This window comes from Paludibaculum fermentans (genome assembly GCF_015277775.1).
Lineage (GTDB): Bacteria > Acidobacteriota > Terriglobia > Bryobacterales > Bryobacteraceae > Paludibaculum > Paludibaculum fermentans.
The window spans coordinates 3863581-3875357 of record NZ_CP063849.1; the positions used below are offsets into that span (position 1 = coordinate 3863581).

At 64.5% G+C, this 11777-nt stretch carries 9 protein-coding genes; 8 read left to right on the forward strand and 1 reads right to left on the reverse strand.

Annotation, left to right across the window (positions count from 1 at the left end; all coding sequences use genetic code 11):
- The first annotated feature begins 5 nt into the window (after positions 1-5).
- The 5 genes from IRI77_RS15125 to IRI77_RS15145 all read left to right on the forward strand — a co-directional run bounded on the left by IRI77_RS15125 (position 6) and on the right by IRI77_RS15145 (position 6894).
- Positions 6-887: a phosphotriesterase family protein gene (locus tag IRI77_RS15125; RefSeq protein ID WP_194452878.1), complete on the forward strand. Its 882-nt coding sequence runs from the start codon at positions 6-8 to the stop codon at positions 885-887.
- 54 nt (positions 888-941) lie between these two features.
- Complete coding sequence (locus IRI77_RS15130; protein ID WP_194452879.1) at positions 942-1505, forward strand: GyrI-like domain-containing protein; 564 nt, start codon at positions 942-944, stop codon at positions 1503-1505.
- Positions 1502-2281 carry an AraC family transcriptional regulator gene (locus IRI77_RS15135; protein ID WP_194452880.1) on the forward strand — a complete coding sequence of 260 codons (780 nt, stop codon included), beginning with the start codon at positions 1502-1504 and terminating at the stop codon, positions 2279-2281. The genes IRI77_RS15130 and IRI77_RS15135 overlap by 4 nt, the downstream gene beginning before the upstream one ends.
- A gap of 64 nt (positions 2282-2345) precedes the next feature.
- On the forward strand, positions 2346-4361 hold the full coding sequence (locus tag IRI77_RS15140) for an alpha-ketoacid dehydrogenase subunit alpha/beta (protein ID WP_194452881.1): 2016 nt from the start codon (positions 2346-2348) through the stop codon (positions 4359-4361).
- Between the two features lie 73 nt (positions 4362-4434).
- Complete coding sequence (locus IRI77_RS15145; RefSeq protein ID WP_194452882.1) at positions 4435-6894, forward strand: glycoside hydrolase family 127 protein; 2460 nt, start codon at positions 4435-4437, stop codon at positions 6892-6894.
- Between the two features lie 23 nt (positions 6895-6917).
- On the opposite strand, the gene IRI77_RS15150 is transcribed toward IRI77_RS15145, so the two are convergent.
- Positions 6918-8963, reverse strand: a complete 2046-nt coding sequence (locus IRI77_RS15150; protein WP_194452883.1) for an alpha/beta hydrolase domain-containing protein — start codon at positions 8961-8963, stop codon at positions 6918-6920.
- A gap of 76 nt (positions 8964-9039) precedes the next feature.
- Between IRI77_RS15150 and IRI77_RS15155 the strand changes: the two genes are divergently transcribed.
- The 3 genes from IRI77_RS15155 to IRI77_RS15165 all read left to right on the forward strand — a co-directional run bounded on the left by IRI77_RS15155 (position 9040) and on the right by IRI77_RS15165 (position 11776).
- Positions 9040-9972 (forward strand): LysR family transcriptional regulator, encoded by a 933-nt coding sequence (locus tag IRI77_RS15155; RefSeq protein WP_194452884.1) that lies wholly within the window; start codon positions 9040-9042, stop codon positions 9970-9972.
- A 114-nt stretch (positions 9973-10086) separates the two neighbouring features.
- On the forward strand, positions 10087-11466 hold the full coding sequence (locus IRI77_RS15160) for an acyclic terpene utilization AtuA family protein (protein WP_194452885.1): 1380 nt from the start codon (positions 10087-10089) through the stop codon (positions 11464-11466).
- On the forward strand, positions 11459-11776 hold the full coding sequence (locus IRI77_RS15165; protein WP_194452886.1) for an AtuA-related protein: 318 nt from the start codon (positions 11459-11461) through the stop codon (positions 11774-11776). Before IRI77_RS15160 ends, IRI77_RS15165 begins: the two co-directional genes overlap by 8 nt.
- Position 11777: the final 1 nt, after the last annotated feature.

Genomic DNA, 11777 nt, shown 5'->3' on the forward strand with positions numbered 1-11777 from the left:
CCGTGATGGCACAATCCGGGCCAACGGTCCCCGGCAATGTGTTGGTCCACGAACACATTCTGGTTGATTTCATTGGAGCCGCGAAGGCGTCGCCGTCGCGATATGACGCGGACGAGGTGTTCCGACTCGCCAAGCCGAAGCTCGAGGAGCTGAAGCAATTCGGCTGCGTGCGGCTGCATGAGTGTACGCCCAACTATCTGGGCCGGGACGGGCGGCTTTGCGCGCGACTGCAGGAGGCCTCCGGCATCGAGATCTGGACCAACACGGGCATCTACGGGGCCGCGAACCGTTCGGGTGTGCCGGAGTTCGCGAAACAGGAATCCGCTCGTGAGCTGGCGAAGCGCTATGTGGCGGAGTGGAAGGGCGGGATCAACGGGCTGAAGCCGCGGTTCATCAAGACGGCGGTGAACGGCTACCCTCTGGAGCCGCTCGACCGGAAACTTGTGGAGGCGGCAGCGATCGCGTGCCTGGAGACCGGACTGCCGATCGCCTCGCATACGAATGGCGGCGGACCGGCGGCCGAAGCTCAACTGGAGATCCTGGCAGGCCTGCATTGCCCGGCCTCGAAGTTCATCTGGGTGCACGCCCACAGCGAGAAGGATCACAAGTTCCACGAAGCCGTGGCGCGGGCGGGCGCCTGGGTGGAGTTCGACGGCATCAGCGAATCCTCGGCGCAGTGGCATCGTGAATGTGTCGAGTGGATGCAGGGCCGCGGCTTGCTCCGGCAGGTGTTGATCTCGCAGGATGCCGGCTGGTATCACGTGGGCGAGAAGGGCGGAGGCGACTACCGGGGCTACACGTATCTGTACAGCGGCTTTCTGCCCCTGCTGCCGTCTCCCTACTGGCGCACGCTGCTGGTCGAAAACCCTGGCCGGGCGTTTGCCTGAGTAGTTCGCAAGAACGGTCAAGACTCCGGCAACGGGAAGCCGTATCGTAGGTGCATGGCTAAGCTGAATTGCTCTAAAAAGCCCACAATCGTCGAGATTCCAGCCACGCACTATCTCTCCATTGCCGGTCACGGTCAACCGGGCGGACCGGAGTTCCAGGACGCTATCGGCGCTTTGTACCCCATGGTGTACACGATCAAGATGACCCGTAAGTTCAGCGGGCGGGAGACGTTTCCGGTGGCGCCGCTGGAGAGTGTCTACACGGCTATCACCGACTGGCAACTACTGATGCCGGTGCCGGCTGCGATCGGTAAACAGGAGGTGCGGCAGACCGCCGCCCAACTCATCGGGAAAGGCAAAACGGAGACCGTCCAGCGGGTCGAACTGGTCACCCGCAGGGAAGGCCGCTGCCTGCAGGCGCTTCACGTTGGTCCTTACGACCAGGTGGCGGAGACGATTGCCGTGCTGAAACAGCATGCGGATGCGAACGGACTGGAACTGGTAGGCCCGCACCACGAGATCTACCTGTCGGACCCGCGGCGAACCGCTCCTGAGAAGCTCAAGACCGTGGTCCGCTATCCGGTGAAGAAGGCCTCGGCGCCGGTCCAGCTTGCATGAGCTACCAACAGCGGGTACTGCGCGTGATGCGCTACATCGAAGACCACCTCGACGAGGAGCTGTCACTGGATCATCTGGCCGGGGTGGCCTGCTTCTCGCCCTTCCACTTCCACCGCATCTTCCGCGGGATGACCGGCGAACCGGTGAAGGAGCACGTCCGGAGGCTGCGGTTGGAGCGCGCGGCCGGCCGGCTGCAGCAGGGCGCCGGGCCCATCATCGACATCGCCCTGGAGGCGGGCTATGAAAGCCACGAGGGCTTCACGCGCGCGTTTCATGCCCGCTATGGCGAGTCGCCGGCCGAGTTCCGGGAGGCCCAGTCCGTGCACTTGCTGCGCTTGCCGGCGCGCTGGGCCGTTGCCGCCCGCCACACGGGGCCCTACGCCGAAGTGGGCGAAGCGTGGCAGCGCCTGTTCGCGCTGGCGGGCCCGGCGCGGCTGCTGGGTCCGGGGCTGGAATACTTCGGCATCGTTCACGACGATCCGGACGCCACCGAACCGGCCGCGCAGCGCTACGACGCCGCCTTGAAGGTAAAGCCAGGCACGGCGCCGCCTGCCGGACTGGATGTGGTCGAACTGCCGGAGCGGGAATTTGCCGTCCTGCGGCACTCCGGTCCCTACCATCTGTTGGGACTGACCTACGCCCGGCTGTGCGGCGAATGGCTGCCCCAAAGCGGCCGCGAAGCCGCCTGGACCGCCTCGATTGAGTATTACCGCAATGATCCGCGCAGCACGCCGCCCGAGCGTTTGATTACCGATATCTACCTACCGCTGGAGTAGTCCGGCGGGGCTTTGTGACATAAGTCCTATCGCCGGGATACGAATCTGGACAAACTTAGGCTGTATGGCAGCCAGAGCAGATTCCCTCCCCGTGATCGTCCCCCACGACGTCACCCTTGAACTCTACCGGCGTATGCTCACTGTGTCGCTGGTGGAAGCTCGGCTGAAGGTCTTCGCCAAACAGGGCAAGTGCACCTTCCAGGCCTCGACGAGAGGCCACGAGAAGCTGCAGATCGGCATGACCATGCTGCTGCGGCCGGGCCACGACTGGTTCTTCCCCTACTACCGGTCGAAGGCGCTGGCGATTGGCCTGGGCGTGCCGCTGAAGGACATCTTCCTGGCGATGCTGAGCCGGAGCGGCGATCCGAGTTCGAACGGCCGCAACATGCCGGAGCACTTCAGTGATCCCGCTCTCCATCTGGTTGCCCAGACTGCGGTTACCGGCAGCCAGTATCTGCCGGCGGTCGGGCTGGCTCGATCCCTGCAGCTCGACGGCTCCGACCAGGTGGTGCACGTCTCCTCGGGCGAAGGCGCTACGAGCGAGGGCGAGTTCTTCGAGGCCCTCAACTGGGCTTCCCGCGAGAGCCTGCCGGTCGTCTTCACGGTGCAGAACAACGGCTTTGCGATCAGTACCCGCCAGCAAGTGCAGACCGGCTCCACGGTGCGGCAGATCGCACGCGGCTTTGGCGTGCGCACCTTCCACATCGACGGCACATGGTATGAGGACATGTACCGCGACCTGCCCCCAGCCATTCAACAGGTACGCGACGGCGCGGGTCCGATCCTGATTGAAGCAGACGTGGTCCGGCTGGATCCGCATTCCTCCTCCGACGATCACCGGAAGTACCGCGGCGAAGTAGAACTGGCGGCGGTTCAGGAGAGGGATCCGATCCAGCGCACGGAGCTCTATCTCTTGCGTCATGGGGTCATTACCCGGGAAGAGATCGACCGGCAACGCGAAGCCGTCCGCGCGGAGGTGGACAAAGCCGCCCTGGAAGCCGATGCCGCGCCGCAACCAACCGGGGACGACCTGATGGCGCACATCTATTCGCCGGTCCCCACCCCGATAGCCGCTCCACCCCAGCCGATTTCGGCGGAGCCGGTCACAATGATCGATGCCATCAACCACGCGTTGCGCGAAGAGATGGCGGCCAATCCCCGGGTCGTTATGTTTGGCGAGGACATTGCCGACCCGAAGGGCGGCGTCTTCGGAGTGACGCGCGGGCTGGCCGGCGCCTTTCCGGGCCGGGTGGAGAACGCTCCGCTGGCCGAAGCCAGCATCATTGGCGTAGCGAGCGGCATGGCCATGCGCGGCTTCGTGCCCGTGGTGGAGATCCAGTTCGCGGATTATATCTGGCCGGCCATGATGCAGTTGCGCAACGAGGTCCCGACGGTCCGCTGGCGCAGCCAGGGCCAGTGGTCCAATCCGATGGTGGTGCGCGTGGCGGCGGGCGGATATATCAAGGGCGGCCCCTGGCACTCGGCCTGTATCGAGGCGACCTTCGCTCACATTCCCGGTTGGCGCGTGGTGTTCCCCAGTTCGGCCGACGACGCGAAGGGCCTGCTGAAGACGGCCATGCGATGCGGCGACCCGGTACTCTTCCTGGAGCACAAAGGGCTCTACCGGAAGATGCAGGCGAAGGCCCTGGAGCCGGATGCCAACTACGCCATCCCCTTCGGCCAGGGGCGGATCCGCAGGAAAGGCAGTGACCTGACGATCGTCACCTGGGGCAGTACGGTCTACCAGGCGCTGGAACTGGCCCGGCAGATGGAGAGCGAGGGCGTGTCGCTCGAGGTGGTGGACCTGCGGACCATCGCCCCATTCGACGAGGAGATGGTCTATCGCAGCGTCCGCAAGACCAGCCGCGTGGTCGTGGCTCACGAGGATTCGCTCACCGGCGGATTCGGCGGCGAGATCGTGGCGCGCATCGCCCAGAACGTGCTGGATTCGCTGGATGCGCCGGTGGTGAGAGTCGCGGCCAAAGACACATTTGTGCCTTCCGCCGCCAACCTCGAACTGATGGCGCTGCCGAGTGTCCAGGACCTTCGGGATGCGGTGGAGAAAGTGCTGCGCTACTGACGGCGGACCACAGGCTTGGCCGCCCGTGAATGCGGTCGAATTGCGTGTAAGCTGATTCTGGAGGCGCCCAGGCATGAAAGGTAAAACGTCCGGAAAAGGCATCACACGCAGGACTCTTCTCAGCGACGCGGGCAGGACCGCGGTGGCAGGTGCGGTCCTCGCCCCACTCCTGAATACCGCCATTATCTCGTGCGCGTCGGCCGCCGATGCTCCGGCGCTGAACATTGAAGCCGGCCTCGACCGGGTCACGATCCTGCCAGGCAAGACGTACCTGCGCGGCTGGGCCGGCTATGGCCCCGTTCCGCATCCGGGCCGGCCGGTCCGGCGGGGCGCCCCTCCTCCAGCCGCACCGACGGGTCCGCCGGTGACGATTGCCTGGAGCAAGGATTCGGGTCCGGGATCCATCTCGTTTGCCGATCCCAAGGCGCCGATCACCACAGCAACCTTCACGACACCCGGAGCCTACGTCCTAAAACTGACAGCCAACAACGGCCAGGCGCAGTCCATCTCCACCCTGCACGTACTGGTGGAGACGCCGCCTCCGGCGCAGCAGTTGGGCGCTGTCTATACCCGCAACTTCAAGATCTCCAGCCCGCTGTGGAACGCGCGAGCGAAGGCGCTGATCGTCAACTGGATTCCGCACTGCATCGATCAGATCAACCGCACCGACATCCAGGTAGGGCCTGGCGGAATCGACAATTTCGTGGAGGCCGGCAAGGCCTTGCGCGGTGAGCCGCACGGCCTGCACAAGGGCTATGTGTTCTCGAACGCCTGGGTCCACCAGACCGTGGAAGCGATGAGCATCGCCCTGATGGTGGACCCGCAGGGAGACGCCGAAATCCTCGCGGCGCACCGCAAGATGCGCGCCACGCTCGACGACTGGATTCCCAAGATCCTCGCCGCTCAGGAGCCGGACGGGTACCTGCAGACCGCGTTCACGCTGTCGAGGGAAGGCCGCGACGGCAAGGTGGTCGACACAACAGGCTACAAGCATTGGGACCCGGCGCATCGAGGCGACCACGAAGGCTACGTCGCCGGCTACTTCCTGGAATCGGCCATCAACCACTACCTGATGACGGAGCGGAAGGACGCCCGTTTGTACAATGCCGCCAAGAAACTGGCAGACTGCTGGTACAACAATCTGGGCCCCGCTCCGAAGAAACCGTGGTTCGACGGGCATCAGCAGATCGAGCAGGGCCTGGTCCGCTTTGGCCGCTTTGTGAACGACATGGAGGGCGGCGGCAAGGGCGACAACTACATCCAACTCGCGAAGTACCTCTTGGATTCGCGCTATGCCACGGCAACCGGTCCGCGCGAGCAGCAGGAGTACGACCAGAGCCACCTGCCGGTGACCCAGCAGTATGAGGCCGTGGGCCATGCGGTGCGCGCGGCCTACACTTACTCGGGTATGGCGGATGTAGCCGTGGAGACACACGATCCCGATTACCAGAGCGCGGTGAAGTCGCTGTGGCACAACCTGGTGAACCGCAAGTATTACCTGACGGGCGGCATCGGCAGCGGCGAGACCGATGAGGGCTTCGGCCCCAACTATTCGCTGCGGAACCAGGGCTACTGCGAAGCGTGCTCCAGTTGCGGAGCGATCTTCTTCCACTGGAAGATGCACCTGGCCTATCACGAAGCGAAGTATGTCGACGTCTATGAAGACACGCTGTACAACGCCCTGCTGGGCTCAGTCGATCTCTCGGGCAAGTACTTCTACTACGACAATCCGCTCGACGAAGTGGTGCCCAGATACGCGTGGCACGTCTGCCCCTGCTGTGTCGGCAACATCCCGCGCACGCTGCTGATGCTGCCCACATGGACGTATTCAAGGACCCCCGATTCCGTCTACGTCAATCTCTTCGTCGGCAGCACCATTGTTTTGGAGAAGGTCGCCGGCACCGATGTGGAGATGGTGCAGGAAACCAACTATCCGTGGAGCGGCAAGGTGGCCATCACGGTGAATCCCAAGGAGTCGAAGCAGTTCAGTGTGCGCATCCGGATGCCCGACCGGGGCGTGAGCGAATTGTACAAGCCCTCACCGGACTCGAACGGAATCACCTCGATCCTGGTGAATGGCAAGGCGGTGAAAGCCTCGAAGGAGAAGGGCTATGCGGTGATCGCCCGGACCTGGAAGGCGGGCGACCGGATCGAACTGGAGCTACCTCTCAAACCCCAGCGCGTCAAGGCTATCGAGAAGATCGAGGCCACGCGCGGCAAGGTGGCGCTTCGCTACGGACCGCTCATCTACAACATCGAGCGGGATGACCAGGACATCACAAAGAAGCTGGGCCCGGCGTCGCCGCTCACTCCGGAGTGGAAGGGCGACATGCTTGGCGGGATTGTCGTACTGAACGGGAAGTTCGCCGACGGCAGCCCGATGCTGGCGATCCCGAACTTCGCCCGCAAGAACAGGGAGCCCGGCTTGCCGCTGCCTCCAGAGGAGCCCCGGCCCGATGCGAGCGGACGCCGGCCGCAACCGCCGGAGCCTACGTCCATCGTGTGGATCAGGGAGGAATCCGGCAAAGCCTGAGCAGCAGACCGCACCCCACCGACTCATTGCCGGACGTTGCTCGCCGCCGCCTCCCGGATCAGCCGGTCCGCGTCCTCCTTGAGGAGGAATCGGTCGCGGACCAGCCGGGAGGCCGCCGCACGCACGGCCTCGACAAACGACTCATGCGTGGGATAGCGCTCTTCCAGCGATGGGCGCGGATCTCCGGAGGCCGACCGCTCCGCACGAGTCGCGGCAAACGGAACGAAGCCACCCACAAAGCCGCAGCCCCGTCCCTGGTAGAAGCCGGCCGCGGTCACGTTCCAGCCCAGGTACGTACCCAGCGGCGCCTGATGCTGCAAAGATGGCACGCCGCCCACCTCGTTTCCATCCGCATCCACCCTGGGCACCAGTCCCGGAATGATCTGCTTCCTGGCTGGAGGTTGAACGGCAATCACTCCCGAGAGGTCGTTGTAGTTGAACTGCGAGCCGAAGTCATAGTCGTAGAACGTGTTGAGCAACTGGTCTGGCAAGGGACGCCCGGGGATCGCAGGAAAGCCCATGGCCCCGTGCTCGGCGCGCACGAGTTGTCCCTGGTCCAGCCTTGGATAGCGGCTGGGCGGAGGCTCAACCTCCTTGGTCACCCACTCTACCAGGGCGTCGAGCAGGGCGCGCATCGAGTCCGACTGTGGATTGGGATTCTCGGGCAGCACACAGCGCCCACCGCCAGGCGGGATCGAGACATTGAACCCGCCTCGACCTCCACCATGCGTCGTGCCCGGGAAGTAATAACGCCGTACCTGCGGAGGCAGAGGAATGTCCGCCTTCGCTGCCGTGCCTACCAGCCCCGGCGACATCTTCAGGCCCCAGAATTCGGCCGAACCGAATGTCTCGAAGATTTTCGGACACGTCGCCGAGAGACTGCACCGGTGAAGCAGTCCATCGGTCTTCCGGCCGCGCACCGGATCCGGCGTATCCGCCCACCACAGCACAGCCTCGCTGCCCGGCTCAAACATTCCGGCCGACCCTCCGGGCACCGCGAAGCGGAAATTCATCGGAGTCTGGCGGGCGGCGATGTGATCATCCGCGCCGTCCCAGACCCGCCGGCCCTGCTCGTCCTGGTTGAAGCCCAGATGGATAAACGACTTCACAAAGTTGCCCGACTGTGAGATGCCCAGCGACACTACGTTCCGGATCCGGCCGGCCATCGGATTTGCCGTGCCGGCCCCATCTATGGTTTCGCGGCGGAAGAACGAAACCGTATCGCGCGTGGCCGCGAAGCCGATGCCGAGAACCAGCGGGTCCTTCGCGGTGTAGGTAAGTTCGTAGAGCTGGCCGGGCTCAAACCCCTGCTTCAGGCAGAGAAAGCCGGGATCCGGCACTCCGGGAAACGGCTGTGCCGCGCAGTTCGAGAAGGCCCACTCCGTAGGCGCGAGCGGGATCACTGCCCCTTCTTCCGAAGCTCGTTTCGTCAGCAGCGCCTTCGAGGTATCCAGGCTGGCGGCAAGGTAAGGACGCCGCGGCATCTGCCCCGTCACCGGCATGCTGGCCGTGCCGGCCGGCAGGTCGCTGAAGCGCGCCAGCACCGGACCGGTAATGCTGGATCCGTCGGGGTTCTTCGCCACCGGCACAAGCAGGCTCTGCACGCCGGCTCTGGGGAGGACGTCGCCCTGCCAGCCGCTGGCCAGGATGGCGTGCCCGCGGCGGAAGAGAAAACCATCGCCGGGTTCCCCGCCCTGCAGCGCGCCCAGCAACAGGCGGCTGCCGCGATTCGGAACGTCGTAGATCAGGACCCCGCTCGCCTTGGCCGGGTCGATGGGTTGGAGCAGCGTGAAGGTAGCGGAGTACTCCACCATCCCCCGCGCATTGCGCGGCGCGAACTGGAGGTCGGTGATGATCGCGTTCCTTGGGTCCGACGGATCCAACTCGCCGAAGACGTGCCCCGAGAGGCGCTCATAGGGCCCGGCGCCGAAGTCCCTGCCTCCGTAGGCCGGTGATTCCCGCTCTTCGACGGAGATGCGGACGATCTTGGCGGCGGCCTGTGGGCCCAGCGCCAGCAGGAATAGGGCAAACGCCAGGGTCTCGAACCACAAACGCAGGAATCGCAGCATCCCCGCACAGTATCTCAGCGGGGCTGATGAGGCAATTGAATAATTCAGATTGCAGTAATAATGTACGCTGATGGCCATGACGAATCTCAACCTCCGTCACTTTGAAGCGTTCGCCGCCATCGCCGCCGCCGGCAACTTCACCCGCGCGGCCCAGGCACTGCACGTCTCGCAGCCCGCCTTGACCGTGCAGATCCGCCAACTGGAGGAGACGATTGGGGTTCGCCTGCTCGATCGCAACACACGTTCCGTCAAACTGACGCGCATCGGCCAGCAACTGTCCCCGGTGATCCAGCGCCTGCTGCGGGAGATCGACTCGGTGATCCTCAACGCCCGGGAGCTCGCCACAGGCGACCGGGGCTCAGTCAGCGTCACCGGCCTGCCTTCCGTCTGTTCGACCATCCTGCCGCGGATCATCGCGGAGTTCCGCCAGCAACAACCGGGCATCACCGTCTCGCTGCGCGATGCCGTCGCCCAGGTGGTGCTGGCGCAGGTCAAGAACGAAGAGGTGGACTTCGGCATCGGCAGCTTCGCCGATGCCGAGCCGGCCATTCAGGTGGTCCCGCTGTTCAACGACCAGATGCGGGTCGTCTTCCCGCCCGGCTCGCCGCTGGGGAAGCGACGGTCCATCCAATTGAAGCAGCTCATCACCGAACCGATGATCCTCATGAGCCAGCAGAGCAGCGTGCGCATCCTGGTGGATCGCGCCTTCCAGTCGATGGGCCATTTTCCCGTGCCGGCCTATGAGGCGACCTACATGTCCACCGCAATCGGCATGGTGAAAGCGGGACTGGGCATCACCTTCCTGCCGACCTCCGCGTTCGAAGCCTCCGAGTTGGGCGGACTGGGCTCACGCATCCTCAAGGAACCGGGCCTCACGAGACGGATCGTCGCCATCCAGAAGTCGGGCCGCACCCTGTCTCCCGCGGCTACGGCCTTCCTGAGAGCCCTGATCGCCGGCTGCAAGGCGCTGCGGCCGGCGCCGCGAATTCGCCACGTGGATTCCGAGTGATTCATAACACAACCGGATCACTGGGATAGGAATAATTCAATTGTTATAAAGCCACGCCCGCACTATGGTGGAGCTTATGCGTTTTCGACGCGGCCACGACACCGAGTGTGGGCAATGACCGGCGCGGACACGATCCGTGTGGCCAACGCCCAGGGATTCTGGGGCGACTCGCTGGAGGCTCCCCTGCTGCAGATGCGGCAGGGCCCCATCGACTACCTGACTCTCGACTACCTGGCCGAGGTCACGATGTCCATCCTGCAGAAGCAACGCGCGCGGGACGGAAACGCGGGATACGCCCGTGATTTTGTCGAAATGATCGGGCGCGGCGCTCGCGATATCGTCGAGCGCGGCATCAAGGTGGTGGCCAACGCCGGAGGGGTCCATCCAATAGCCTGTGCGGAGGCCGCCGCCTTGGCGTTACAGCGGGCCGGCGTTTCCAACGGCGTGAAGATCGGAGTGGTGCTGGGTGACGACATCTTGCCCCGCTTGGATGAACTGCTCGACCGCGGAGTGCCCCTGTGCAACATGGACACCGGCGAACCCCTCGCGGTCATCCGTTCCCGGGTGCAGAGCGCGAATGTCTACCTGGGGGCGGCGCCCATCGCGGAGGCACTGGGCCGCGGGGCGCAAATCGTGATCACCGGCCGTTGCGCCGACGCAGCGCTGACGCTGGGTCCAGCCATCCACGAGTTCGGCTGGCGGATGGACGACTGGGCCCGCCTCGCCGCCGGCACCGTGGCCGGACACGCGATTGAATGCGGGACGCAGTCTACCGGCGGCAACTGCCAGTACGACTGGGAGTCCATTCCCGAGTTCGACAACATCGGCTACCCCATCGCGGAGATCGGGCGAGAGGGCGGCGTGGTCATCACCAAGCACCAGGGCACTGGCGGCAGGGTGAACGTGCCGGGCGTCACTGAGCAGTTGCTCTATGAGATTGGCGACCCCAGTACCTACATCACGCCCGATGTGATTGCCGACTTCACCTCCATCGACCTTGAACAGGACGGAACCGATCGCGTCCGCCTCAGCGGCGCGGCCGGGCGCCCAGCGACTGACTTCTCCAAGGTCTCCATCAGTTACACCAGCGGGTTCCGGGCCATCGGCCTGCTGGTCTACGGCTGGCCCGACGCAGCCAGAAAGGCACGCAAAGCGGAGGAGATCCTGCGCGCCAGGCTGGACCATCTCGGCCTCACCTTTGATGCCATCCACGCCGAATACATCGGAGCCAACGCCTGCCACGGCGATGCGCTGTCCGGCCCCTCCCATCCGGATACGCCGGAAGTCGCCTTGCGCGTCGGCGTGCGCGGCAAGGATCGCAAAGCAGTGGAGCGCTTCACACGGGAGATCGCACCCCTGGCGCTGAACGGACCGCCCGTTGTAACGTATGTCGGCGGCCGGCCCAAGGTGGAAGAGGTTGTCGCTTACTGGCCGGCGCTGATTCCGAAAGCGGAAGTCTCCTGGAACGTCGTCATGAAGGAAGTCCATGCCTAGAGTGCGCCTGTTGGAGGTGGCCCACGCCCGCTCAGGCGATAAGGGCGACTGTACAAATATCGGCCTGATCGCACTGCGGCCGGAGCTTTACCCACTGCTCGTCGAACAGGTCACCGCCGATCGCGTGAAGGAGCACTTCCGTGAGTTGTGCAAAGGGCGGGTCGATCGCTTTGAGTTGCCCAAGTTGCACGCGTTGAACTTCCTGCTGCATCAGTCCCTGGACGGAGGCGGCACCGTTTCCCTGCGGACCGATGCCCAGGGGAAAACGTATAGCGCCGCCCTGCTGCGAATGGAGATCGATGTCCCGTAAC